Genomic DNA, 25,869 nt, shown 5'->3' on the forward strand with positions numbered 1-25,869 from the left:
GGTCGGCCGCCGGGTCGGGCCCGGTCCCGGCGCCGCCCGGACCGCCGGCCAGCAGCGCCGCCAGGTCGCCGGCCGCCGGGAAGTAGTTCCACAGGCCGTCGCTGCAGACCAGCAGCGTGCCGGGGCCCGCGGGCCGGAACGTCGCGACGTGCGGGCGGACCTCCCCGGCGTCCACGCCCAGCCACGCGGTGATGACGTGCGCGTTCGGGTGCGCCTCCGCCTCCGCCTCGGTCAGCGAGCCCTCGGCGACCATGAACGCGGCCCACGAGTCGTCCTCGGTGAGCCGGCGGGACGGGCCCAGCTCGGCCATGTCGCCGGTGCTGACCTCGGCGGCGCCCGCGCCGGTCTCGTCGGCCGCCGGGCCCGATGCCCCGTTCTCGCCGGGGCCGGCCGCGCCGTCCGCGGACAGCCAGTAGGCGCGGCTGTCGCCGACCCAGCCGACGGTGACGGCCCCGCCGCGCGTCACCGCGGACACGTACGTGCACGACGGTGCGTCGGACGGGGACGTGGCCAGCGCGGCGACGGCCGCCGCCGCCGCCAGCGCGGCGTGCCGGGTGGCGTCCTCGGGGTCCTCACCGGCGTCGAGCCGCGCCGCCAGCTCGGCGGCGCCGACGTCGGCGGCCGCGCGGGACGCCTGCTCGGGACGCTGCGACGATCCGACGCCGTCGGACACCACGGCCGCGATCCCGGTGGCGTGGGCGGTGAGGGCGAGCGCGTCCTCGTTGCGGCTGTAGCGGCGGCCGCGGTCGCTGGCGCCCGCCGCCACCACCGGCCGGCCGCCGGCACCGCCGGGGGCGGGCAGCTCGATCTCGACGTGGTCGCGTTCGGCGGGCTGGCGCAGCCCGCAGCGCTCGCAGTAGCCGTCCGCGTCGATCGCGGCCCCGCCACAGCCGGTGCACGGCCGCGCCGCCGCCCGCTGCCGCGCGGACGGCGGCTCCTGCTCGATCGCCTCGTCCGGGCGGCCCGCCCCGGACGAGGCCGCGGACGGCGCGTCGGTGAGGCGGTGCCCGCACTCCTCGCAGAAGACCTCCTCCGGGTACACGAGCTCGCCGCAGGCGGGACAGGAGAGTTCGGCCGCCTTGATGTGATCGGCGGTGGTGCGGTCGGCGGCCGCCTGGTCGGTTCCGGCGTGGTCGGTGCCGGTCTGGTCGTCGGTCACAGCAGCGTCCTCGGGCGTACGGCGTTGGCGGAGTCGACGAGCCGGCGGCACTCGTCCCGGTCACGGGTGCGGCGCGCCAGCTCCCGGTACGTCGCCTCCAGCAGGCGGCGCAGCGAGGTCTCGGTGAGCGGCGCGCCGAGCAGCGACCCGCCCTGCGTGCCGCCCGCCGCGGCGGACCCGCCGAGGAGCCAGTCGAGCGCGGCCTCCAGCACCTCGGCGGCGAGCCGGTCGCGGCGCTCGGCGTCCAGGTCCAGGGCGGCGAGCCGGTCACCGGCGGCGACCAGCTCGGCGGCCGTCAGTTCCGCGGGCGGACGGCCGCGCACCGCGGTCGCCACCGCCGCCACCTGCGCGGGCACGTACCGGATGGAGATCTTCGGCACCGAGTCGAGCGCGGCGACGGCCGCGCCCCGGTCACCCGCCGCGAGATGCACACGGGCCAGGCCGAACGCCGCGTTGATGTAGTTCTGGTCGGTGCGCCACACCGTCTCGTACAGGCGGATCGCCTCGGCCGGCGCCGTGGACTCCCGGCAGTAGGCGAGCCCCAGCCTGGGCGCCGGCTCGCCGGGCAGCAGCCCGTACAGCCGGTCGAAGAGCGGCTCGGCGTCGGCCACGCGGCCCCGCGCCAGCAGTGCGACCGCGCGGTACCAGCCGATCCGCCAGTCGCCGGGACGTTCGGTGGCGAGCTCGTCGAGCAGCCGGTCCACCTCCTCGGCCGCGCCCAGCTCGATCTTGATGCGGGCGAGCGCCAGCCGGACCTCCGGGGTGCGCGCCGGCGCGCTCGCCGCCGCCTCCGCGGCCTGCGCGGGCTCCAGCGCGGACAGCCCGGACACGAACCCGGCGGCGGGGTCGGTGCCGTCCACCAGCGGCACCGGCAGCGCCGCCGCGGCCGCCTCCGGCGGGACGGGCGGCAGCGCCTGCTCGCCGGCCGCCTCGCCCGTCCGCGTGGTGAACCGCTCCGGGCCGAACAGCCCGGACGGGGCGGGACGCGGCGTGCCGTCCCCGGCGGCGAGCACCTCGCGCAGCACGCCGGTGAGCTGCTCGGCCATCTCCGCCGCGTCCTGGAACCGCTGCGCCGGGTCACGGTGCGTCGCGCGGCGCAGGAACCGGTCGTAGGACTCGAACCGCCGCAGGACCGGGACGTCCGAGCGCGGCGGCAGCGAGTCGACGAACGTCCTGGTGTAGCCGCGGAACGGGAAGCTCAGCACGGCCAGCGCGCGGCCGACCGTGTACAGGTCGGAGGAGACGGACGGCCCGTCGGCGGCGATCTCCGGCGCCTGGTAGCCGACCGTGCCGTAGATGGCGCCGTCGGGGTCGGCCAGCCGGCGGACGCCGCCGAGGTCGATCAGCCGCAGCTGCTCCTCGGACTGGATCACGTTGTCCGGCTTGAAGTCGCAGTACACCAGGCCCTGCGCGTGCAGGTACTCGAACGCCCGCAGCACCTCCAGCCCGTAGGCGATGGCCTGCGCGAGCGGCAGGTGCTTCTCGCCGGGCGGCTGCGGCTGGCGGAGCAGGATGTCCTTCAGCGACTCCCCGCCGACGTACTCCATGACGATGTAGCCGTCGCCGCCGTGCTGGACGAAGTTGTAGATCTTGACGATGTTGGGGTGCTCGACCTCGGCGAGGTAGGCGCGCTCGGCCGCCGCCGCGGCCATGGCGTCGGCGTCCCCGCTGTCCAGCAGGCCCTTCAGCACCACCCAGCGATCGCTGACGTTGCGGTCCTTGGCCAGGTAGATCCAGCCGAGGCCGCCGTGGGCGAGGCAGCCCAGCACGCCGTACTGCCCGCCGACCAGGTCGCCCGGGCTGAGCTTCGGGGTGAAGGAGAACCGGGCACCGCACTTGGGGCAGAAGCCCTCGGTCCGGCCGGGCCGGTCGCCGCGGCCCCGGCCGACGGGCTCGCCGCAACTGCTGCAGAACCGCTTGGCCTCGGCGACCTGCGGGTCGCTCATCACCGCGCCGGCGGGGTCCCGGTAGGGGACGCGCGGCACCTCGACCAGACCGGCGCCGAGCATGCCGCGGCGGCCGGACGAGCGCGACGACCCGGTGCGGGTGCTGCCCGTCCGGGTGCTGCCGGTCGGGGTGCTGCCGGTCGTGGCGGCCGACGCGACGCGGGAGGTGTGCGCGGGCGGCGAGCCGCAGACGTCGCAGTAGCCGTCCATGACCGTCCCGGGGCAGCCGGCCTGCCCGCATCCGTCGTCCGGCTGCTCGGCGGGCGGACGCGGCGCCGGCACGCCCGGCGCGGTGCCCGGTGCGATGCTCGCCGGGGGGCTGCCGCAGATGTCGCAGTAGCCGTCCGAGATCGTCCCGCCGCAGCCCGGCTGCATGCACGCGTCAGGCGCGGACGGTGCCGCGGTACCGGGCGAGGCTGCCACGCCGCATAGGACGCAGTAGCCGCCGTCGACGGTTCCGCCGCAGCCCGGCTCGGCGCACTGGCTCATCGTTCCGCTCCCTTCGTCCGCGACATGATGGCCCGCTGGTACTCCGACAGCGTCACGGTCGCGCGCCGCAGGTCGCAAGGGGAGGTCCACAGCAGCTCGCGGGCCTGCTCGTAGATCCGGGCCAGTTCGGCGTCCTCGGCGTGGCCGAGCCGGGCGGCCTTCACCCGGTAGGCCGCCAGCCGGCCGCGCAGTTCCTCGCGGCGGTCCAGCAGCCCGCGGATCACGCCCGCGGTCTCGCGGGCCTGCTCCAGCGCCGTGGCGGCGGCGCGTTCCAGGCCGGCGACCCGTTCGGCCAGATCGTGCCAGCCGCGGCGCGCCGGCGCGCCGGCCCCGCCGACCGCGGCGAGCCGGTCGGCGAGGCTCGCCGACCGCTCGGGCAGCTCGGGCAGCACCGGGGAGGCGATCTTGGCGAGCACCTCGTCCCGGACCGCGCGCGCCTCCGCCTCCGCCTCGCGCAGCAGGTCCAGGACGGCGCCGACACCGCGGATCCTGTCGGCGAACCCGTCGCGCAGCCGCTCCGCCTCCGCCAGCCGCCGGCGCACCCCGGCGAGGCCGGTGAGGACCGCGTCCAGCCGCGCGGTGTCGGCACGGCCGTCCCGCGCGAGGGCCAGCGGGTCGCCGCGCACGGCGGCCGCGACGGCCTCCAGCTCGTCGCGGAGACGTTCGAACTCCGGGTCCGTCCCGCCGAGGGATTCGAGCAGTTCCCCGGCGGCCCGCCGCTCGGCCTCCACCTCCGCGAGCCGGGACAGCAGCGTCGACCAGACCGTGTCCAGTGCCGCGACCGACCGGGCGACCCCCTCGTACAGCGCCGTCATCCGGTCGACCGCCGCCCGCAGCGTGAGCCGCTCGCCGGACGGGACGGCCAGCAGCGTCCGCCGCTCCAGCGGGACCTCGGTGACGGGCAGCTCCACCGACGGGCCGGTGAGCAGCCGGGTCAGCTCCACGAGCTGCGCCTGCCCGGGCCTGGGGTGGCGGGCCCGCAGGCCGGCGGCCGCGTCGACCGCGCGCCCGTACAGGTCGAACAGCGTCCAGAGGGACGTCGTGCGGGACCGCACGTCGGACTGTACGCGCCGCGTCTCCCCATCGAGTACCGCTCCGTCCAGTAACTGGTACCCCTGGTGGGCCTCCAGTTCGAGCAGCGCGCCGCCGATGCGCTCCTTCTCGTCCTGGAGCCGTGCCAGCGCCCGGTCGGCCTCCTCACGGCTCATCGGGGGGCCGCCCACGCGCGCGTCACTCAACGCCGGTCCACGCTTGGCCCATGTCCGCCCCTGATTCCCCCGGATGGAGCACGTTTCGGGGCCTCAGTGTTCCGCATGCACGGCCGCCTTCTCAACCGCGGAGCGATCACCGGTCCCCGGCGTCCGCGCCCTGCGTCACGCGACGCGATCCGGCCGCGCCTCGGGCCTGCAAAATGTCGGTGTTCGAACGTATCATCGAAGTATGGCGAACGTTGTGACGCACCTCCAGACCGCGCCCACCGAGCCGGCCCCGCTCACCGCGGCCGAGATCGCCGCCCTCGCGCTCTCCCTCGCGCACCTCGGCACCGGCCCGCAGGCCACGACAGCCCGCCGTGCCCTGCACACCCTCCTCGACGCCGCCCCCCACGACGACGTCGTCACCACCACCCTCGCCACCCTCACCACGCCGCTCGACACCGCCACGTCCGACCGCGCCCGCGTGATCGCCGCCGCCATCACCGACCACCGCGTCGTCCGGCTCTGCTACGGTGACGCCGGCGCCAACGTCACCATCCGCGAGGTAGAACCCGTCACCTGCCTCGTCCACCGCGACCACTGGTACCTCGTCGGCTGGTGCCGCATGCGGCGCGGCATCCGCGCCTTCCGCTTCGACCGCATCCTCGCCGTCGAGTCCACCGGGCTGCGCGCCCGTCCCCGCCGCGCCGAGCGCTACCTCCCGTTCCAGCGGAAGGCGGGCTGACCGCCGCGCAGCAGACGGCCCACGGTGCGGCCGACGTGTTCGCCCGCGCCGTGGGCCAGGCGCCGCAGCGGGGTGCGCAACGGGTCGGCGGCCTGTTCGGCACGGAGGACGTCGATGATGTCCTGGACGGACTTGCGGACCAGGTCGCGCACCTCCGACATCGCCGCGTCGTCGTCCGCGTGGCCCGCCCAAGGCGTGGTGTCGATCGGCTCGCCGAAGCCGAAGTAGAGGCGCTCGGGACGCGGGATCGGCGTGAGACCGAGGCCGCGCGAGACCGGCGGCAGCAGGTCGTCGCGCTTGCCGCGTTCACCCATCACCACACGTCCCAGCGCCCGGGCGGGGGCGAGAAGGCGGCTGTCGGACTCCAGGAGCGGGGTGAACATCTCCTCCACGCCGACCGACCCGAACGGGACGATCGGGCAGCCCGCCTCCACGGCGAGCCGGGCGAAGCCGAGCCGGCCGTCCCACTGCAGCCGGTACCGGTCGTGGCGGGCGCGGGTGGCCTCCCGGGCGCCGCCGGGGAACACGACGACGATCTGCCCGGCCCGCAGGAGGGCGCGGCAGTTGGCGCGGGTGCCGTCGACGGAACCGCCCATGGTCATCAGCGACCGCCAGCCGGGCAGTTGCCAGTGCAGGTGGTCGGCCATCGAGCGGACCCAGACGCCGTGGCGGCGGTGGATCTCGAAGAAGATCAGCGGTGCGTCGACGATCCCGTAGACGGTGTGGTTGCCCGAGAGGAGCGCGGGCCCCCGCCGGGGGACGTTCTCCAGCCCGTGGAAGACGGGCGACGTCCACGCGCGCCACGGTTCGAGCGCCATGTCCGCCGCGCGGATCAGGTGCTCGGGCGGTGGGGTCCAGTCGATGGGGGAGGCCATGTACGCAGCGTAAACGGGGACCGGTCATGCCTCCGCCATGAGATCTGCGTGCGGTTCACGGGCGGGGCCGGCGCCCGTCAGACCGCCACCGTGCACTCGACGGCGCCGGCCACGACGGCCTTGATGTCGTGGGTCCGGGTGTAGGCGGCGCGCTGGAACCGGGCGCCGTTGCCGCGTTCGAGGAGGCGGCGCAGAAGGAGGGTGACCGATTCGAGGTCGCCCGACCGTTCGAGTGCGGGGGAGAGGTGGTCGAGCAGCGCGGTGACGACCAGGCGGGCGGGGGCGGCGCGGCGGGTGCACGGGTGGACGAGGTCGTCGCGCAGCCCGGAGCGGCCGGCCCGCCACATCGCCAGCCGTATCAGGTCGGTCCGCACCCGGTCGGGCGGCTCCCCGGCGTGCCAGGCCCCGGCGGCGGTGTCGACCAGCGCCCGGACGAACGCGGCCATCAGCACGGCGTCGTCGGCGTCCAGGCACACGTCCGGCACCCGGATCTCCACGGTCGGGTAGCGCCGGGACAGCCGGGCGTCGAAGTAGATCATGCCCTGGTCGAGGAGCGCGCCGGTCGCGAGCAGCGCCTCGACCGTCGCCCGGTACGCCTTCGCCGAACCGAACAGCTCGGTCGGGCCGCTGGACGGCCAGCGGCTCCACACCTGGTGCCGCCAGCTGTCGTAGCCGGTGTCGGCGCCCTGCCAGAACGGCGAGTTCGCACTGAGCGCGAGCAGCGGCGGCAGCCACGGCCGGATGCGGTCCAGGACGGCGACGCCCTCGTCCGGGGACTCGATGCCGACGTGCACGTGGCAGCCGCAGGTGAGCTGCTCGTCGGCGGTGCGCCCGTAGGCGTCCGCCATCCGCAGGTAGCGGTGCGACGGGGTGAGCGATGGGCGGACACACGCCGGGGACGTGGCGAGCGCGGCCACGGCGGTACCGACCCCCGCCGCCGACTGGGCCGCCGCCAGCCGCGCGGACCGGATGTGGTCGGACAGTTCGCCGAGCGACGTGCAGACGGGGGTGGCCGTTTCCAACTGCTCGCGCTGGAACTCGGTCTCCAGCGGTTTCGACCGCCCGCCGCCCGCCAGGAACACTTCGTCATGGCACTGCGCGTAACGGATGACGGATCCGGACACCGCCTGCGGGGCGCCGTTCGCCGGGTCGACGAGGAGGAGCTCCTCCTCCACCCCGAACGTGCGCGGACCTGTGTGAACGGTCACGAGGGTGTCCTTCCCCGTGAGTGCACCGATGTGCGTCCGGGACGGGAATCGTCCCGGTCGAAGGGCCGTGCCCGCAACGCGCCCGTCCGCGATCGAGCGCTTGGCCGAAAGCTGGACGTGGACGTTGCCTGTTTCGCTGAGCCACCCGGCGAGCGGTGTCCCCGTCTCCTGGCAGCGGACGAGGTGGAGCAGGGGCCGACCTTGCTGATCATGAGCCCGGCCGACCTGCTTCAGAAGGTCAGAGCCGGTCGATCTCCGTCAGATCGATGTCGATGTCGAACGGCACCGTGAGCTTGAGCCGGTCGTGGTGAACGCCGGTCGCGACATAGGTCTTGGTGGCCACGTCAAGCTCGAAGACACAGACCATGGGGCGCCCGCCGGTGTTCTCCACGCGCCAGAAGTGAGGAATGCCGGCCTCGGCGTAGAGTTGCGGCTTGCGTTCTCTGTCTCGTATCGCGGATTCTTGCGAGACGACCTCGATGGCGAGGAGGACGTACTCGGGCTCGTATGAAGTTTGGTCCCGTCCGGTGATGCCCTTGGCATCCAGGACGAGGACGTCGGGCTCCGGCCGCTGGCGATCGGCCAACGTGACCGTCATCTCTCGACGAACACGCAGGCCATCGGGTAGCTGCCGACGCAGGGCGCTCTCAAGGAGCGAGACCGTCAGCATGTGGAAGTCGGCTTGGGGGCTCACGAGGATGATGCTGCCATCGATCAACTCTGCGTGAGATGGCAATTGCGGAAGGTGGTCGAGATCTTCTGCCTTGAAGCCCTCCGGCGGAGGAAGGAGCCACCCGGGCACGGGCGGGTCATGGCGGTGCTCTTCCGCCTGGCCGTTGTCCGTGGAGTGCTGGACGTAAGGCGCCCGCTCAGGGTCTGGCATGTCGTCCACTGGCAGTGCCCTCATGGTGTCCTCCCAGGCGAACGGGTTCTCAGCCACTTCGTCTTGCCCTAGGCGAGCCTACCAACTGAGCCGGTTCCGTATTGGCTAAGTCACGGATCGTAAGCCGGTCAGGGGCGTTCCCAGCGGACGGAGCTCAACGCCAGCAGCGCGACGTGGAACGAGACGCAGGACTCCACGTCGTCGAGATCGGCGTCGAGGACGCGTTCTATACGGCGCAGGCGTTCATAGAAGGCGGGACGGGAAAGGTGGGCCTGCTGGGCGGCGACGGCCTTGTTGCGCCCCGACTCCAGATACAGCTCCAGGATGCGGGTCAGGTCGCTGCCCCGCTGGGCGTCGTACTCCAGCAGCGGCCCCAGCTCGCGCTCGACGAACGTCTGGACGCGGGCGTCGTCGCGCAGCAGATGGAGAAGCCCGCGAAGGCGCAGGTCGGGGAGCCGGTAGAACAGCCGGGCGCCGGAACCGCGGGCGGCGACGTCGGCGACCTGCTCGGCCTCCAGGAACGACCGCCGGACGTCCTGGATCGTCTCCACCACCGACCCGGCGGCCATGACGGTGCCGCCGGACTGGTTGCGGATGCGGGTGGCGACCTCGGTGAGCGCCGTCTCCGCGTCGGCGCGGGCGGGCAGCGAGGCGAGCACGCCGACGCGGGCGTGCGGTCCGCCCTCGTCCAGCACCCCGACGAGCGCCGCGAGGCGGGCGTCCTTGCAGGCCGCGGCGGCCGTCTCGGCGAGCGCGGACAGCTCGCCGACCGGCGGCGCCGCCGTGCCGGGCCCGCGATGCCGGAGCACCACGCCGAGCAGCCGCCGCCCGGACAGCGGCACGCCGAGCGCGCGGGCGCGGGCCGCGGCCTCCTGCGGGTCGGAGTAGGCGTGCGCGAGGATGCGGGCGATGATCGTCCCGTGCGCCTGGCGCTCGACGCTTTCGGCGTGCCGGTCCAGCAGCCGGCCGAGGGCGAGGGTGGTGGCGGCCCGCTCGATCAGCACGGTGTCGCGCGGTGACGGCGGCGAGCCGAGGACGATGATCAGCCGGCCCCAGTCCTCGCCGCGCGCGCCGACCATGGTCACCAGCCAGCCGGAGGTCGGGTCGTAGCCGGTGCGGCGGCCCGGCCGGACGGCGCGCGAGCGGGTCTCCCACGCCGACAGCAGCTCCGCCGGGTCGGCGCCGCCGGCGTCGGCGGCGAGGACCTGGTGCGCGAGGTTCTCCAGCACGACGGGATGCCCGCCGAGCGCGGCGACCTGCCGGACGACCTCGTCGGTGGAGGCGCCCTCGACCGACAGCTGCGTGAAGATCTCGTGGAGCCGCTCGGACGCGCGCAGCTCGGCGAACTGGTCCTGCACGATCCGCGCGTGCACGGATTCGGTGATGTCCACGAACGCGGGCTCGTGCGCGAGGACGATCACCGGGAGGCCGTGGTCCTCGGCGGCGGTGGTCAACGCGGACGGCAGGACGCTGGCGTAGCGCCGGCCCAGCTCGATCATCAGCCCGCTGACCCCGACCTCGGCGAGGTCGGCGATGTAGGCGCGCAGCCGCTCCGGCTCGTCCGGCAGCGCGATCCCGGTCGTCAGGACGAGCTCACCGCCGTGCAGCAGGTGCGCGATGTCGGTGACCTCGGCGACGTGCACCCAGCGGACGCGGTTGCCGGTGCGGTCCGCGCCCGCGACGACGTGCGGCTGGCCGCGGCGGACCGCGTCGAGCTGGAGGACGTCGTCGACAGTGGGCAGCATTGCTCGCGATGATATCCGGACGCGGTGCCGGCGGTGCTGATCGCGTCGTTGCAGGAGGTCAGCCGCCAGCAGACCGTTAACGGGAGGCGCCCGGTCGTGACACTCTGCGGGTGGCCCGGGCCGTCCGGGCGGCCGAGACTTGAGTCATGTCGGAACACGCGAACCTGCTCCGGCGCCACAGGGCGGTCATGCCGTCGTGGATGGCGCTCAACTACACGGACCCCATCGAGATCGTCGGCGGCAAGGGCGCCCGCGTGACCGACGCCGAGGGGAACGTCTACCTCGACTTCTTCACGGGCATCCTCACGAACATGCTCGGCTACGACGTCCCCGAGGTGCGCGACGCGGTGGAGCGGCAGCTCGCCACCGGGGTCGTGCACACCTCCACCGCGTACCTGCTGCGCGGGCAGATCGAGCTGGCCGAGAAGATCGCCCGGCTGTCCGGCATCCCGGACGCGAAGGTCTTCTTCGCCAACTCCGGCACGGAGGCGAACGAGACGGCGCTGCTGCTGGCCGCGTACGCGCGGCGCAGCGACCAGGTCCTGGCGATGCGGCAGAGCTACCACGGCCGGTCGTTCGCCGCGGCGGGCGTCACCGGCAACCGGGCCTGGACGAACCTGTCGTTCTCGCCGCTGGACGTCCACTTCCTGCACGGCGCCGACCGGCACCTCCCGCAGTTCGCCGGCATGTCCGACGAGCAGTACATCGACGCGTGCGCGCAGGACCTGCGGCACGTGCTCGCCACCGCGACCGGTCCCGACGTCGCCGCGCTCATCGCCGAGCCGATCCAGGGCGTCGGCGGCTTCACGATGCCTCCGGACGGGCTGTTCGCCGCGTACAAGAGCGTCCTGGACGAGTCCGGCATCCTGCTCATCTCCGATGAGGTCCAGACCGGCTGGGGACGGACGGGCCAGGGCTTCTGGGGCATCCAGAACCACGGTGTGACCCCGGACATGATGACGTTCGCCAAGGGGCTCGGGAACGGCTTCGCGGTCGGCGGCGTCGTCGCGCGCGGCGACCTGATGGACGCGCTGCCCGCGCTCGGGATCTCCACGTTCGGCGGCAACCCGGTCTCGATGGCCGCCGCGAACGCGACGCTCGACTACGTCCTGGACCACGACCTGCAGGCCAACGCGGCGAAGCAGGGCGCGAAGATCATCGGCGGCCTGCGCGGTGCCGCCGGGCGGCTGCCGGTGGTGAAGGACGTCCGCGGCAAGGGCCTGATGTTCGCGGTCGAGCTGGCCGATCCGGGCACCGGTGAGCCGAGCCCGCCGCTCGCCGCCGCGGTGATGGAGGCGGCCCGCGAGCGGGGGCTGCTGATCGGCAAGGGCGGCCTGGACGGCAACGTGGTGCGCATGGCGCCGCCGATGACCCTGACCGACGCCGAGGCCGCGGAGGGGCTCGGCATCCTGATCGCATCTCTTGAGACGGTGAACGGGGAAGCCGCATGAGCCGGCACGTCACGCACTGGATCGGCGGCAAGCCGTTCGACGGGGAGGCGGCGCGGCGCGGCGACGTCTACGAGCCCGCGTCGGGGCGGCTCGCCGGGACGGTCGACTTCGCCGGCCGGGCCGAGGTCGACGCGGCGGTGGCCGCGGCGAAGGCCGCGTTCCCCGGCTGGCGGGACGCCTCGCTCTCGCAGCGCGCCAAGGTGCTGTTCCGGTACCGCGAGCTGGTCAGCGCGCACCGGGACGAGCTCGCGCGGCTCATCTCCGCCGAGCACGGCAAGGTGATCTCGGACGCGGCCGGCGAGGTGGCCCGCGGCCTGGAGGTCGCCGAGTTCGCCTGCGGCATCCCGCACCTGCTCAAGGGCGGGTTCTCGGAGAACGTGTCCACGCGGGTGGACGCCTACTCGATCCTGCAGCCGCTCGGCGTGACCGCCGGGATCACCCCGTTCAACTTCCCGGTGATGGTGCCGATGTGGATGTTCCCGGTGGCGATCGCGTGCGGGAACACGTTCGTCCTCAAGCCGTCGGAGAAGGACCCGTCCGCGTCGGTCCGGCTGGCGGAGCTGTGGGCCGAGGCCGGCCTGCCGGACGGGGTGTTCAACGTCGTCCACGGCGACAAGGCCGCGGTGGACGGGCTGCTGCACCACCCCGACGTCAAGGCCGTCAGCTTCGTCGGCTCCACGCCGATCGCGCGGTACATCTACGCGACGGCGGCGGCGAACGGCAAGCGGGTGCAGGCGCTCGGCGGTGCCAAGAACCACATGCTGGTGCTGCCGGACGCCGACCTCGACCTCGCCGCGGACGCCGCCGTGTCGGCGGGATTCGGCTCGGCGGGGGAGCGGTGCATGGCGATCTCCGTCGTCGTGGCCGTCGACCCGGTCGGGGACGAGCTGATGGCCAAGATCCGCGAGCGGGTCGCCAGGCTCAAGGTCGGTCCGGGTGACCACCCCGAGTCGGAGATGGGCCCGCTCGTCACGCGGGCGCACCGCGACAAGGTCGCGTCCTACCTGGACGGCGGCGTCGCGCAGGGCGCCACCCTCGCGATCGACGGACGCGACCCGGACGTCCTCGGCGGCGCGGGCGGCGGATTCTGGCTCGGCCCGACCGTCCTCGACCACGTCACCCCCGAGATGGACGCCTATAAGGACGAGATCTTCGGCCCGGTGCTGTCGGTCGTGCGCGCCGGCTCCTACGAGGCGGGCATGGAGCTGATCGCCGCCAACCCGTACGGCAACGGCACCGCGATCTTCACCAACGACGGCGGGGCGGCGCGTCGCTTCCAGAACGAGGTGGAGGTCGGCATGGTCGGGGTGAACGTGCCGATCCCGGTGCCGATGGCGTACTACTCGTTCGGCGGCTGGAAGGACTCGCTGTTCGGCGACAGCCACGCCCATGGCATGGAGGGCGTCCACTTCTATACCCGCACCAAGGCCGTCACCGCGCGCTGGCTTGATCCCAGCCACGGCGGTGTGAACCTCGGCTTCCCCACCAACGGCTGACAAAGCGGACATACGGCCGGCGGCCCCAGGCTGCCGGCCGTATGCCCGGGTCGCCGGCTTTGTTTGGGAATTTCCCACCACCGCCGTTCTTGGTCGTCAATTTTCGTCGCGCGGAAATAGTGACGGCACCCATTGACGGGCTCTGTGCCGGGCGACACAATCTCACTGTCTCAATTAATTGAGGCGAAATTGAAAGTCAGGGTGCGCAGTCAGGGAGTCGCGCTATGGCCGCAGGCGACCACGCCGCAGAGGTGGACGCGCTCGGAAGGCGATTTCCGGGCTGGACCATTTGGTTCGGCCTGTTCACCGGCCATTGGTGGGCCCTGCCGCCCAAGGGCCGCGATGTGGGCGACCTCGTCGAGGCCGACACCCCGCAGCGGCTCATCGCACGGATCGAGGTGGTCAAGCACGCCGCCCCGAGGCGGCCGCCGGCCGATGGGCCGGCTTCGGGTGACGGCCCCGCGCGGCCGTCCCGCGACACCCGGCAGGACGCGCGGCGTCCCTCGAACCTCCTCCGTCTCGAGGGCGTCACACCGCCGCCGTTCGGCCGGGGACCGGTGATCGCGTGGCCGGGCAGCACCGCAGGATGATCCGCTGTTCCCCACCCTCGCCACGCCCGCCGGTGCCGCCGCGGTCCCGGGCAGGACGGCAGCCCGCGCCATATCCCTCTCCAGCAACCTCCGTGTATGGCGCGGACGCCAGCACCCGCCGTCCCCCGGGGCCCCGGCGGTTTCTCCGTTGACGACCCGGCCGTAAAGTCTCAGGAAATGGTGGGGCAATGGTCATGGGGTTCTTACCTTCAAGAAAGATTGCGCGGGCGGGCCCGGGGGCCGTTCTTCGGTAATTGGCCGCCGCTGCGTCGTCTGCCGGAGGAAAAATTCCCGGAGACCGTCGATTGAATCGCGCCCGCCCGCCCGGACGGCGGGAATGGCGGTGTGGACGCTCCGCGGGAAACCGGCTCCGGGCGGGTGCGGGCCGCCCGGCCGCGCCGGAGACGCTACGCTGCGCCGACGGGCCCGTTCACGAGGAGGAGGGCCCTGGGCACGGATCGGGAGCGACATGCGGTGGACGGCCACGGCACGGGTCAAGGCGGCGGCGGCCCTGGTGGCGGCCGCGGCGCTCGCCGCGGCGGGCCTCGCCGCCTGCAGCGAGGACGCGGACGTGCCCGCCGGCGTCGCCAAGGTGGCGAGCACCCTCGGCCCCGGTGAGGGGATGCTCAACCTCCTCACCCTCCCCGGCTCCATCGAGAGCGGCGACACCGACCCGCGCGTCGACTGGGTCACCCCGTTCCAGGAGCGCACCGGCTGCAAGGTCGGCCTCAAGGTCGTCAAGACGCCCGAGGAGATGGCCGACCTCATGCGCGACCGGGACCGCCGCTACGACGGCGTCGCCGCGCCGCCCGAGGTCGCCGGGCGGCTGGTCACCGAGAAGCAGGTCGCCCCCGTCAACACCGACCTCGTGGACGGCTACAAGAAGCTGGAGCCGAAACTCCGCGGGCTGCTGGAGCGCGAGGGCAAGCACTACGGCATCCCGTACGTATGGGGTTCCAACCTGCTCATGTTCGACACCCGGACGGTCCCGCCGCCGGCGAGCTGGGCCGCCATCTTCGAGCCCGGGCAGGCCCGCCGGTACTCCGGGAAGCTGATCATGCGGGACAGCCCGCTCGCCATCGCCGAGGCCGCGCTCTACCTGAAGGGCCGGGAGCGCAAGCTCAAGATCCGCGACCCGTACTCGCTGACGCCGAAGCAGCTCGCCGCCGCCGGGCGCGTGCTGGCGAAGCAGCGCCCCTACGTCGGCGAGTACTGGGACCTGCCCGCCGACGCGATCAGCGCGTTCGCGGGGCAGCGGGCCGTGCTCGGCCAGGCGTGGCCCTACCAGGTGGACGTGCTGACCCGCGCGGGCCGGGCCGTCCGGGGCGTCATCCCGTCCGAGGGCGTGACCGGCTGGCTGGACGCGTGGATGATCGGCGCCCGCGTCCAGCACCCGAACTGCATGTACCAGTGGTTGCAGTGGACCGCGTCGCCGGACGTCCAGCAGCAGGTCGCCGAGTGGACCGGTGTGGCGCCCGCGAACCCGCAGGCGTGCTCGGGCGACCGGCTGAGGTCCGGCTTCTGCGCCGCTTACCACGTCGGCGACCGCGACTACATTAACAAGATCATCTTCGCGCACGCGCCGGCGAAGGCGTGCGGCGGCGAGTCGAAGAAGAACGACTGCACCGATTACGCGGAGTGGACGAGGACCTGGATCGAGGCGACGCATCCGCAGGCGGGCGGGCAGCCGAAGGCGAAGCCCTGACGGCCTGGGAGGTCTCTCCGGCGCGCCCGGCCGCCCCCAGCCGGGCGCGCCTGCCGGGTGGTCCCGGGCTTCCCCCCGAATGCCCGGGTCACCCCTCTCCCTGGAGAGACCTCCACGGCGGCGGGAGTCGGGCCCGCCGCCCTCGCCGGCGCCGGCCCCCCGACCGGCCCGCCGGCGTCCGTGCGCGACTCCCCGAGGCCCCGCCGTAGGCGGGGTACCGGCGGGGCGGGTGCGCAGTCGGCGCACGCGAACACCCCGGACGAGTCCGGCAGGCGGCCGGCGCGGACGCGCGGCCGGGGCCACTTCTTGCGGCGGACGACGCACGCGTCACCCGGGAACCGGGCCGTGCCCAGCCCGCCCGGGTCCACGACCGGCTCGCCCGTCTGGCCCATTCCCATCCCCCTGGAGGGAGTCGCTTCACGTGACTCCTTTATAGGTGGGGCCGGGTGTTGTCACCGTTACCAAAAGTGAAAAGGGCGGCAAAGGCTGTCATGTCGGCCGCCTGATCACCGGGGGGCGGCCCTAGCCGGCTCCTCGGCCACCGCGACTGCCGCAACCGCCTCGACCAGGGGCTTTGCAGACCAGGGTTATGCGACCACGGGCTGGGTGCTTTGCAGTGCTTTGGCGGTGTTGTGCGTACAAAGGAGACATGTCGGCACGGAACGTCGGTTCTCCGCACGTCCGGCCGCACAGGCCCCGCTCCGCACGGGCTCGCGGGACACCGGCCGCGGTGAGCGCGCTCGGTTCCCTGCTGGTGGCCGCGGTGGTCGTGGCGGCCGCCGTGCTCCACCTGCTCGCCGGAGTCCAGCACACCGGTGTGCTCCTGCTCGTCACGGCCGTGCTCTGCGTGGTCGCCGTCGCGCTCGCCTCCTGGGGCGTCCGGCACGCGGTCGCGCGGGCGCTGGAGCCGGTCGACCGGCTCCAGGCGGAGATGGCGGAGCTCGGTGACACCGATCTGAGCCGCCGCGTCGGCGTCCCGCCCGCCGGGGACGGCGCCGAGCAGCTGGCCGGCCGCGTCAACGAGCTGCTCGGCCGGCTGGAGAACGCGGCCGAGCAGCGGCGCGCGTTCATCGCCGGCGCCTCGCACGAGCTGCGCACGCCGCTGACCGGCCTGCGCACCCGCATCGAGCTGGCCCTCCTGGACGACCCCGCCGACAGCGACCTCGTCGACAACCTGAGGCGCGCCCTGGGCGACGCCGAGCGCCTGCACCAGATCGTCGACGACCTCCTCGTCCTCGCCCGGCTCGACTCCGGCGACCCGCCGGCCGGCGAGCGGCTGGATCTCGGGGCCCTGGTGGAGAGGGAGGTGGCCCGGCAGCTGCCGCCCATCCCGGTGAGCGTCAAGGCGGAGACGGGCGTCATGGTCACGGGCAGCGGGGTGCGGCTCGGCCGCGTCCTGGTCAACCTGCTCGCCAACGCCCAGCGCTACGCCGCCGCGCGGATCGAGGTCGCGGTGCGCGCCGAGGACGGCGAGGCCGTGGTCGAGGTGTACGACGACGGCCCCGGCATCCCACCCGCCGACCGCGAGCGCGTCTTCGAGCGCTTCGCCCGCCTCGACTCGGCCCGCAGCCGCGACAAGGGCGGCAGCGGCCTCGGCCTCCCGATCGCGCGGCAGATCGCCGTGGCCCACGGCGGACGCCTCTACATCGCCGACGGCCCCTACGGCGCCCGCCTCGTCCTCCGCCTTCCCCTTGCGCGCTGACCCGGCGGACCGCGGCCACGAGGGGAGGCCGGGCGGGCCGATGACCGACAATGGAGCGGTGAACTCTCCCTCTCACCACGACGCGTCCGCCCGTGAGGTGGTCGTCCTCGGCTCCACCGGTTCGATCGGCACCCAGGCGCTGGAGGTGATCCGCCGCAACCCCGGCCGGTTCCGGGTGACCGGGCTCGCCGCCGGCGGCGGCCGGGTCGGCCTGCTGGCCGAGCAGGCGCTGGAGTTCCGGCCCGAGATCGTCGCGGTGGCGAAGGCGTCCGCCGCGCAGGAGCTCCAGCTCGCCTTCTACGCCGAGGCCAAGCGGCGCGGCTACGCCTCCGGCGACTACGCCATCCCGAAGATCGTCGCGGGTCCGGACGCGGTCGCCGAGGTCGCCGCCTGGCAGTGCGACGTGGTCCTGAACGGGGTGACCGGCGCGCTCGGCCTGGCCTCGACGCTGGCCGCACTGGACGCCGGGCGGACCCTCGCCCTCGCCAACAAGGAGTCGCTGATCGTCGGCGGCCCGCTCGTCAAGGAGCGGGCACGGCCGGGGCAGATCGTCCCGGTGGACTCCGAGCATTCGGCGCTGGCCCAGTGCCTGCGCGGCGGCCGCGCCGAGGAGGTGCGGCGGCTCGTGCTGACCGCGAGCGGCGGCCCGTTCCGCGGCCGGAGCCGCGCCGAGCTGTCCGGTGTCACGCCCGAGCAGGCGCTGAACCATCCGACGTGGGACATGGGGCCCGTCATCACCATCAACTCCGCGACCCTGGTCAACAAGGGGCTGGAGGTCATCGAGGCGCATCTGCTGTTCGACGTCCCGATGGACCGGATCGAGGTCATGGTGCACCCGCAGTCGGTCATCCACTCGATGGTCGAGTTCGTCGACGGCTCCACGCTCGCGCAGACCAGCCCGCCCGACATGCGGCTGCCGATCGCGCTCGGCATCGACTGGCCGGGCCGGGTCCCGGACGCGGCCCCCGGCCTCGACTGGACCAAGGCCCACACGTGGGAGCTGTTCCCGCTCGACGACGCGGCGTTCCCCGCCGTCGCGCTGGCGCGGCACGCCGGTGAGCTGGGCGGGACCGTCCCGGCCGTTTACAACGCCGCGAACGAGGAATGTGTGGACGCGTTCCGCGCGGGACGGCTCCCGTTCCTCGGGATCGTCGACACGGTCGCGCGGGTGGTGCAGGAGCACGGTTCGGGTACGCCCGGGGAGCTGACGGTGGACGACGTCCTCGCGGCCGACGGGTGGGCGCGGGCCAGGAGCAGGGAACTGACCGGAACCGACTGACCCCGGGCACCCCGGGATCGAGCCCAAGGGGACCTGGATGGCCTTCTTCCTGGGCGCGGTGGCGTTCGTCATCGCGCTGCTCGCGTCGGTGATGCTGCACGAGGGCGGCCACCTGCTCACCGCCAAGCGGTTCGGGATGAAGGCCACGCAGTACTTCGTGGGTTTCGGGCCGACCCTGTGGTCGATGCGCCGGGGTGAGACCGAGTACGGGGTGAAGGCGATCCCGCTCGGCGGCTTCGTCAAGATCGTCGGCTATACCCCGCTGGAGAAGATCGATCCGGCGGACCGGGATCGCGCGTTCTACCGGCAGCCCGCCGGCCGTCGCGCGGTCGTCATCGGGTCGGGTGTCGTCGCCAACTTCGTGTTCGCGTTCGTGCTGCTCATGGTGATGGCCATGACCGTCGGCGAGCCGCGGCCCGGCACGGTGACCAACACGGTCGACAAGGTCACGACCTGCGTGCCGGCCGGGCTGCGGGGCGGCTGCGGCGGTGACCGTCCGCCCTCCCCGGCGACGCGGGCGGGGCTGCGGGCCGGTGACCGCGTCGTCGTGTTCAACGGCACGCCGATCTCCGGCTGGGACCAGCTCACCGGGGCGATCGACAAGACGAAGCCGGGTGAGACGGTGAAAGTGGTCGTCCAGCGGCCGGGTACGGGCGGGCAGGTCACGCTGCCGGTCACGCTCGCGGACGTGGAGGGGCGGCCGTTCATCGGCATCTCCGCGAAGGTCGTCGGCGGCGGCTACGACCGGGCCGGGCCGCTGGACGCGGCGGCGTTCGCCGCGCGCGGCATCGGCCGGACGATCCAGGGCATCGGCAAGGTCGCGGCGGACCTGCCGTCCGCGGTACCGAAGCTGTTCTCACCCGCCCGGGAGAGCACGCCCGGCGGCCAGGTCGGCAGCGTGGTCGGCGCGACCGAGGTGTCCGGGCAGATCTTCTCGTCCCAGAGTTCCGCCCGGGACAAGCTCGCCCTGTACCTGTCGCTGGTCGTGTCGGTGAACATCTTCCTGGGCGCGGTCAACGTCCTGCCCCTGCTTCCGCTGGACGGGGGGCACCTCGCCGTGGTCGCGTACGAGCGGCTGCGCGCGGGCGTCAACCGGATCCGGGGACGGCCGGATCCGGGCACGGTCGACATGACCAAGCTGCTACCGCTGACGTACCTGGTGGTCCTGTTGCTCGTGGGGTTCGGGGTGCTGCTGATCCTCGCCGACCTGTTCAACCCGCTCCGGCTACCGGGATGACGCGCGATGTTCGCGCAATGGAGTCGTATGGTCCCGGTCTTCGTCACCGGGTGCCGTCAAGACGGCCGCCCGTGGCGCTTAGGCTTTGTACCGGGGCCGCGAGTAAGAGGAGAGGGATGAGCGTTTCACTGGGAATGCCGGGTGTCCGCGGGGACGACGACGAGCAGAGGGCGCAGGGGCTGAGCGTGCCCCGCCGCGCGTCCCGGCGGATCATGGTCGGGAACGTTCCGGTCGGGGGTGATGCGCCGGTGTCGGTGCAGTCGATGACCACGACGCTGACCGCCGATGTGAACGCCACGCTGCAGCAGATCGCGGAGTTGACCGCGGCGGGGTGTCAGATCGTGCGGGTGGCGGTGCCGTCGCAGGACGACGCCGACGCGTTGCCGGCGATCGCGCGCAAGTCTCCGATCCCGGTCATCGCCGACATCCACTTCCAGCCCAAGTACGTGTTCGCGGCGATCGAGGCGGGTTGTGCGGCGGTGCGGGTCAATCCCGGCAACATCAAGAAGTTCGATGACAGGGTGGGGGAGATCGCGCGGGCGGCTTCGGATGCGGGGGTGCCGATCCGGATCGGGGTGAACGCCGGGTCGCTGGACAGGCGGTTGCTGGAAAAGCACGGCAGGGCCACTCCCGAGGCGCTGGTGGAGTCGGCGCTGTGGGAGTGCTCGCTGTTCGAGGAGCACGGTTTCGGCGACATCAAGATCTCGGTCAAGCACAACGATCCGGTGGTGATGATCGAGGCGTACCGGCGGCTGGCGGCGGCGTGTGATTATCCGCTGCATCTGGGGGTGACCGAGGCGGGGCCGGCGTTCCAGGGGACGGTGAAGTCGGCGGTGGCGTTCGGTGCGCTGCTGAGCGAGGGGATCGGGGACACCGTCCGGGTGTCGTTGTCGGCGCCGCCGGTGGAGGAGGTGAAGGTCGGTATCGCGATCCTGGAGTCGCTGGGGTTGCGTGAGCGGGGTCTGGAGATCGTGTCGTGTCCGTCGTGCGGGCGGGCGCAGGTGGATGTGTACACGCTGGCCGAGCAGGTCACCGCGGGGTTGAAGGACTTCCCGGTGCCGCTGCGGGTGGCGGTGATGGGTTGTGTGGTGAACGGTCCGGGTGAGGCGCGGGAGGCCGATCTGGGGGTGGCGTCGGGCAACGGCAAGGGCCAGATCTTCGTCAAGGGGAAGGTCGTCAAGACCGTTCCGGAGGCGCAGATCGTCGAGACGCTGATCGAGGAGGCCATGCGCATCGCCGAGGAGATGGGCATCGAGATCGGCGAGGACGGCTCGGTGAGCGGGCCGGGGGCCGACGTCGTGGTCGGCTGACCGGCGACGAGCCTGCGCCATGGCGCACAGGGCCCCGGGTGTGAACCCGGGGCCTTTTCGTGTGTGCGCAAAGGTCGCGTGAAGGTGCGCCCTTTTTGCAGCTCCGGGACCGGAACGTCCGGGGTTGTCACAGAGTTCCGCTGATCTTGTCACGATTCGGCATCCACTTGTGAGGGCCCCTGTCCTGGCGCACGCCGAAAACGCCACAATCTCCTGTCGTTTACCCGGATGCCTGACTCAACGGAGTCGGCACGATAGGGGGATATGTGAAGAGGATCGTTGTCATGGCCGCAGTGGCCGGGCTCGGTCTCACCGGTCTGGGCGCCACAAGCGCGCAGGCCGCGGGCCCCTCCGCCGGAACGGCCGGAGGCTTCAATCCCGCCGCGCTGAACTGGCACGCCTGCCCCGCGGACTTCGTCCAGACGGTGCACGACTTCTACGACGCCCTGTACCCGGTCTCCAAGATCGTGCAGTGCGCCGAGCTGTCGGTGCCGCTCGACTACGCCAAGCCGAACGGCACGAAGATCACCCTCCAGCTCACCAAGACGCCCCACACCGGCGAGGGTGAGGCCAAGGGCGACATCGTCGTCAACCCGGGCGGACCGGGCGGCGGCGGCGCGCTGTTCGGGCCGCGCGTGTTCGCGCAGAACTCCGCCCCGATGCGCGAGGCCTACAACGTCATCGGGTTCGACCCGCGCGGCGTCGGCATGAGCGTCCCGGCCCTCAGCTGTGACCCGAACTACACCAACGCCCCGCGCCCCGACTACGGCACGGGTGACCGCAAGTCGGTCAGCACCTGGCTGAAGATCTCCAAGAACTACGCCGAGGCGTGCGGCAAGGCAGACAAGATCGGGCTGCTGAACCACATCAAGACGATCGACTCGGTCAACGACATCGAGTCGATCCGCCGGGCGCTCGGCAACAAGAAGCTCGACTACTACGGCGCCTCGTACGGGACCTACCTCGGTTCCACCTACGCCACCGTGTACCCGCGGAACGTCGGCAAGATGGTGCTGGACGGCAACGTCGGCCCGTCCGACGCCTGGTACCAGGCCAACCTGAACCAGGACGTCCAGTTCGACATCAACATCGAGTACTACTTCGGCTGGATCGCGAAGTACGACTCGGTGTACCACCTGGGCACCACCCAGAAGCAGGTCCGCGACTACTTCTACAAGCTGCGCCACGACCTCAAGTACAAGCCGGTCTACTACACCGACCCGGACAGCGGGCAGGCCCTCGCGGTCGGGCCGGACGAGCTGACCGACGTGATCCTGAACGCCGGCTACCGCCGCAGCCGGGCCATCTGGCACGGCTACGCCGCCGCCCTGTCGGCGTACAAGGCCGGCGACACCGCCACCTTCGCGCAGACCTTCGGCGCGCAGACCACCGGCGGCTCCGACGACAACGGCTTCGCCGTCTACCTGGGCGTGCAGTGCACCGACGTCCAGTGGCCGACGAAGTGGAGCAAGTGGCAGCGCGACAACGAGCGGATCAACCGCAAGCACCCGTTCGAGACGTGGGGCAACGCCTGGTACAACGCCCCGTGCCTGTACTGGCCCGCCAAGGCCGGCGAGCCGGTGAACATCGGCCACACCCGTGACCTGCCGCGCAACATCCTGATGTTCCAGTCGACCGCCGACGCGGCCACCCCGTACGAGGGCGCGCTGGACATGCAGCGCCGGCTCAAGGGCTCGCGCCTGGTCGTCCAGGACGGGGACCGGACGCACTGCATCGTGCACCGCGGCTCCGCCGAGGTCGACGCCTACTTCGACGCGTACTTCCTGCGGGGAGAGCGGCCGGAGAAGCGCACCGTGCACGTCCCGCAGCTCGGTGACCCGACCCCGCCGTCGCAGGCGTCCGCCCGGACGCTGAGCGGCACCCGGGTGCCGGACGCCGCGCGCCTGGAGGCGGACGTCATCCGCTGACCGGCGCCGGACGGCCTGTCCTGAGGGCCCCGGGGAGCGATCCCCGGGGCCCTTCGGCGTCCCGGCCCGGGACGCGCCGCGACATCACGAAGTTCCACGGAAATTGTCACGATTTCGCATCCAGTCACCCAGTGCTCTGCCGTCATAAGCGACATAACCGTCACAATCTCCACGCAATCCGCATCCGTTTGTATCGGCGTGGCTCCCCTCTCCGGCCCAATGGGGCGTCGGAGCCGCCGATCTGAGGGGGTCTAGTGAAGAAGATCGTTCTCGTCACGACCGCGGCGGTCGTGGCGGCGGGGGGCGGCACCGTGGCCGCCGTCTCCGCGAGCGCGGACGCCGGCCGGGCCGGCGCCGCCACGGTCGCGGCCCAGAGCATCGACTGGGGCAAGTGCGAGGTCAGCGGTCCGAACGACCCGATGAACAAGGCGCAGTGCGCCGAGGTCGAGGTGCCGCTCGACTACAGCCGGCCCAACGGCCGCAAGATCTCCATCGCGGTGTCGCGCTTCAAGCACACCGACGAGAAGAACTACCAGGGCGTCCTGTTCGTGAACCCCGGCGGCCCGGGCGGCTCCGGCCTGCGCTACGCGCCGGCCCTCGCCCGCTGGATGGGCGGCGTCGGCCACGCGGACGTCGCGGCCAAGTACGACATCATCGGCTTCGACCCCCGCGGCGTCGGGTCCAGCAAGCCCGCGCTGACCTGCGACCCGAACGTCAACGACCCGATCCGGCCGGACTACGTCCCGCGCTCGGCGAAGCAGGAGCGGGCCTGGATCGCCAAGTCGAAGAAGTACGCGCAGGACTGCGCGAAGAACTTCGGCTGGATGCTGCCGCACATGCGCACCACCGACGCCGCCCGCGACGTCGACTCGATCCGCGCGGCCCTCGGCCAGCAGAAGATCAGCTGGTACGGCTTCTCCTACGGCACCTACTTCGGCGCCACCTACGCCACGCTCTTCCCTGGCCGCGTGCAGCGGATGGTGCTGGACGGCAACGTCAACCCCAAGACGGTCTGGTACGACGCCCAGCTGGAGCAGGACAAGGCGTTCGAGCACAACATCCGGGCCTGGTTCGCCTGGATGGCCAAGTACGACTCGATCTACCACCTCGGCACGTCCGAGAAGGCCGTCCGCGCCACCTACTACAAGGCGCTCGACGGGGCCAGGAAGTCCCCCATCGGCGGCAAGATCGGCCCGGCCGAGCTGACCGACATCGTGCTCAGCGCCGGGTACAACACCGGCTACTACATCCCGTTCGCGCAGGCGCTCTCGGCGTGGGTCAACGCCAAGGACCCGTCCGGCCTGCTCGACTGGCTCAACACCGGCGGCCAGGACAACGACTTCGCCGTCTACAACGCCGTCCAGGCGGCGGACGCCCGCTGGCCCCGCAACTGGAGCAAGTGGCACCACGACGCGGCCGAGCTCTACCGGCAGGGCTACAAGTTCGAGACGTGGGGCAATGTCTGGTTCAACGCCCCGGTCGCGTTCTGGCCCTTCCAGGGCGGCCCCGCGTTCAAGCTGAAGGGCGCCAAGGGCCTGCCGGGCATGCTGCTCGTCCAGTCCACGGAGGACGGGGCCACGCCGGTCGTGGGCGGGCTGGAGATGCACAAGGTCTTCCCGTCCTCGCGGCTGGTGTTCGAGGTCGGCGGCAAGACCCACGCCAACACGCTCAACGGCAACGCGTGCCTGGACGACAAGGTCGCGGCGTACCTCGACACCGGCGCGCTGCCGGCGAGCCGCCGCGGCCCGGACGCCTACTGCAAGGCCGTCCCGGCGCTGAACGACCCGGACCCGACGGGCATGACGATGAAGGCCGCCCGCGCCACCACGGGCAAGGACCTTCCGGTCGGACGTCCGTAGGACTTCCCTAGCACGCCGTTCCGTGGCGTGTCCGTCCCCCGCCGGGACGGGCACGCCACGGTTCGTTTGTGCGGTCTCGCCCGGGACCGCCGTTATCGAACCCGCGGGGGTGTCCGGCAGCCGGACCGCATAGGCTTGGGCTCGTGGAGCTTTCAGTGGTGAGGGCCGACCGGGGGCCGTTCCCGTCCCGGGGCCGGTAGCCATGCGCATGCTGGGCTCGATGCCGGTGCGCGTGCTGGACGATCGGTACCGGGCCGAGGCCCTCGCGATCCTGGACGCCGACCCGGTGTCCAACGTGTTCGTCAGCTCGCGCGTGCACGCCGCGGGCCTCGACCCGCGGCGTCTCGGCGCCCAGATGTGGGGTTACCTGCGTGACGGGCGGCTCGTCTCGCTGTGCTATTCCGGTGCCAATCTCATCCCGGTCGCGGCCGGGCCGGAGGCGGTCCGCGCGTTCGCCGAGCGGGCCCAGGCGCAGGGGCGGCGCTGCTCGTCCATCGTCGGGCCCGCCGGCGCGGTGGGGGAGCTGTGGGAGATCCTCGCGCCGTACTGGGGGCCGCCGCGGGCCGTCCGCGCGTCCCAGCCGGTGATGGCCACCTCCGCCGTCTCCGGCGTGCCGGCCGATCCGCGTGTCCGGCGCGTCAGGATGGAGGAGTTCGACATCGTCTACCCGGCCTGCGTCGCGATGTTCACCGAAGAGGTCGGGGTGTCGCCGAACGCCGGTGACGGCGGCGTCCTCTACCGGGCCCGCGTCGCCGAGCTGATCCGCGACGGCCGCGCGTTCGCCCGGATCGAGGACGGCCGCGTCATGTTCAAGGCGGAGATCGGCGCCGTCACCCCGCGGGCCTGCCAGGTGCAGGGCGTGTGGGTGCCGCCCGACCTGCGCGGCCGGAGACTGTCGGAGACCGGGATGTCCGCGGTGGTGCGGGAGGCGCTGCGCAGTATCGCGCCGATCGTCTCGCTGTACGTCAACGACTACAACACGCGGGCACGCGCGGCCTACCGGCGGGTCGGATTCAGCGAGCAGGGTTCTTTCATGTCGATCCTCTTCTGACCTGCGTCCGGCTTGTCG

19 protein-coding genes are annotated in these 25,869 nt (G+C 72.6%); 12 read left to right on the forward strand and 7 right to left on the reverse strand.

The window, feature by feature from the left end:
- The 3 genes from AF1_RS18595 to AF1_RS18605 form a co-directional block, all read right to left on the reverse strand.
- Window positions 1-1,159: protein phosphatase 2C domain-containing protein (locus tag AF1_RS18595; protein WP_067800477.1), on the reverse strand; the 1,159-nt coding region annotated here is incomplete at its 3' end.
- Window positions 1,156-3,594, reverse strand: a complete 2,439-nt coding sequence (locus AF1_RS18600; protein ID WP_084263079.1) for a serine/threonine-protein kinase — start codon at window positions 3,592-3,594, stop codon at window positions 1,156-1,158. The genes AF1_RS18595 and AF1_RS18600, both read right to left, overlap by 4 nt.
- Window positions 3,591-4,802, reverse strand: coding sequence for a hypothetical protein (locus tag AF1_RS18605; RefSeq protein WP_084263080.1), 1,212 nt, complete (start codon window positions 4,800-4,802; stop codon window positions 3,591-3,593). Before AF1_RS18605 ends, AF1_RS18600 begins: the two co-directional genes overlap by 4 nt.
- A gap of 232 nt (window positions 4,803-5,034) precedes the next feature.
- Here AF1_RS18605 and AF1_RS18610 point away from each other — a divergent pair, with 232 nt between their 5' ends.
- The gene (locus tag AF1_RS18610; protein WP_067800485.1) at window positions 5,035-5,532 is read left to right on the forward strand and encodes a helix-turn-helix transcriptional regulator; all 498 of its coding nucleotides are present in this window, start codon (window positions 5,035-5,037) and stop codon (window positions 5,530-5,532) included.
- Here AF1_RS18610 and AF1_RS18615 read toward each other — a convergent pair.
- The 4 genes from AF1_RS18615 to AF1_RS18630 form a co-directional block, all read right to left on the reverse strand.
- A complete protein-coding gene (locus tag AF1_RS18615; RefSeq protein WP_084263081.1) occupies window positions 5,502-6,407 on the reverse strand; it encodes a lysophospholipid acyltransferase family protein in 906 nt (301 codons plus the stop codon). The genes AF1_RS18610 and AF1_RS18615 overlap by 31 nt on opposite strands.
- A gap of 77 nt (window positions 6,408-6,484) precedes the next feature.
- On the reverse strand, window positions 6,485-7,615 hold the full coding sequence (locus tag AF1_RS18620) for a carboxylate-amine ligase (protein ID WP_067800488.1): 1,131 nt from the start codon (window positions 7,613-7,615) through the stop codon (window positions 6,485-6,487).
- Between the two features lie 238 nt (window positions 7,616-7,853).
- Window positions 7,854-8,555: a Uma2 family endonuclease gene (locus AF1_RS18625; protein WP_242608724.1), complete on the reverse strand. Its 702-nt coding sequence runs from the start codon at window positions 8,553-8,555 to the stop codon at window positions 7,854-7,856.
- 71 nt (window positions 8,556-8,626) lie between these two features.
- The gene (locus AF1_RS18630; RefSeq protein ID WP_067800491.1) at window positions 8,627-10,243 is read right to left on the reverse strand and encodes a PucR family transcriptional regulator; all 1,617 of its coding nucleotides are present in this window, start codon (window positions 10,241-10,243) and stop codon (window positions 8,627-8,629) included.
- Window positions 10,244-10,389: 146 nt separating this feature from the next.
- Between AF1_RS18630 and AF1_RS18635 the strand changes: the two genes are divergently transcribed.
- The 11 genes from AF1_RS18635 (at window position 10,390) to AF1_RS18685 (ending at window position 25,851) form a co-directional block, all read left to right on the forward strand.
- Complete coding sequence (locus AF1_RS18635) at window positions 10,390-11,694, forward strand: aspartate aminotransferase family protein (RefSeq protein ID WP_067800494.1); 1,305 nt, start codon at window positions 10,390-10,392, stop codon at window positions 11,692-11,694.
- Window positions 11,691-13,190, forward strand: a complete 1,500-nt coding sequence (locus AF1_RS18640; RefSeq protein ID WP_067800496.1) for a CoA-acylating methylmalonate-semialdehyde dehydrogenase — start codon at window positions 11,691-11,693, stop codon at window positions 13,188-13,190. The genes AF1_RS18635 and AF1_RS18640 overlap by 4 nt, the downstream gene beginning before the upstream one ends.
- A 224-nt stretch (window positions 13,191-13,414) precedes the next feature.
- On the forward strand, window positions 13,415-13,780 hold the full coding sequence (locus tag AF1_RS18645) for a hypothetical protein (protein WP_067800499.1): 366 nt from the start codon (window positions 13,415-13,417) through the stop codon (window positions 13,778-13,780).
- A 469-nt stretch (window positions 13,781-14,249) separates the two neighbouring features.
- Window positions 14,250-15,485, forward strand: a complete 1,236-nt coding sequence (locus tag AF1_RS18650; RefSeq protein ID WP_067800502.1) for an extracellular solute-binding protein — start codon at window positions 14,250-14,252, stop codon at window positions 15,483-15,485.
- 730 nt (window positions 15,486-16,215) lie between these two features.
- The gene (locus AF1_RS18655; protein ID WP_067800504.1) at window positions 16,216-17,187 is read left to right on the forward strand and encodes a sensor histidine kinase; all 972 of its coding nucleotides are present in this window, start codon (window positions 16,216-16,218) and stop codon (window positions 17,185-17,187) included.
- Window positions 17,188-17,227: 40 nt separating this feature from the next.
- A complete protein-coding gene (dxr, locus tag AF1_RS18660; RefSeq protein ID WP_067800507.1) occupies window positions 17,228-18,466 on the forward strand; it encodes a 1-deoxy-D-xylulose-5-phosphate reductoisomerase in 1,239 nt (412 codons plus the stop codon).
- A gap of 37 nt (window positions 18,467-18,503) precedes the next feature.
- On the forward strand, window positions 18,504-19,703 hold the full coding sequence (locus AF1_RS18665) for a M50 family metallopeptidase (RefSeq protein WP_067800509.1): 1,200 nt from the start codon (window positions 18,504-18,506) through the stop codon (window positions 19,701-19,703).
- 116 nt (window positions 19,704-19,819) lie between these two features.
- The gene (gene ispG / locus AF1_RS18670) at window positions 19,820-21,013 is read left to right on the forward strand and encodes a flavodoxin-dependent (E)-4-hydroxy-3-methylbut-2-enyl-diphosphate synthase (RefSeq protein ID WP_407642210.1); all 1,194 of its coding nucleotides are present in this window, start codon (window positions 19,820-19,822) and stop codon (window positions 21,011-21,013) included.
- A 284-nt stretch (window positions 21,014-21,297) separates the two neighbouring features.
- The gene (locus AF1_RS18675) at window positions 21,298-22,941 is read left to right on the forward strand and encodes an alpha/beta hydrolase (protein WP_067800513.1); all 1,644 of its coding nucleotides are present in this window, start codon (window positions 21,298-21,300) and stop codon (window positions 22,939-22,941) included.
- Window positions 22,942-23,195: 254 nt separating this feature from the next.
- Window positions 23,196-24,800, forward strand: coding sequence for an alpha/beta hydrolase (locus AF1_RS18680; protein WP_084263083.1), 1,605 nt, complete (start codon window positions 23,196-23,198; stop codon window positions 24,798-24,800).
- A 208-nt stretch (window positions 24,801-25,008) separates the two neighbouring features.
- Window positions 25,009-25,851: a GNAT family N-acetyltransferase gene (locus AF1_RS18685; RefSeq protein ID WP_067800551.1), complete on the forward strand. Its 843-nt coding sequence runs from the start codon at window positions 25,009-25,011 to the stop codon at window positions 25,849-25,851.
- Window positions 25,852-25,869 lie beyond the last annotated feature (18 nt).

The sequence above is a fragment of the Actinomadura formosensis NBRC 14204 genome, from assembly GCF_001552155.1.
Lineage (GTDB): Bacteria > Actinomycetota > Actinomycetes > Streptosporangiales > Streptosporangiaceae > Spirillospora > Spirillospora formosensis.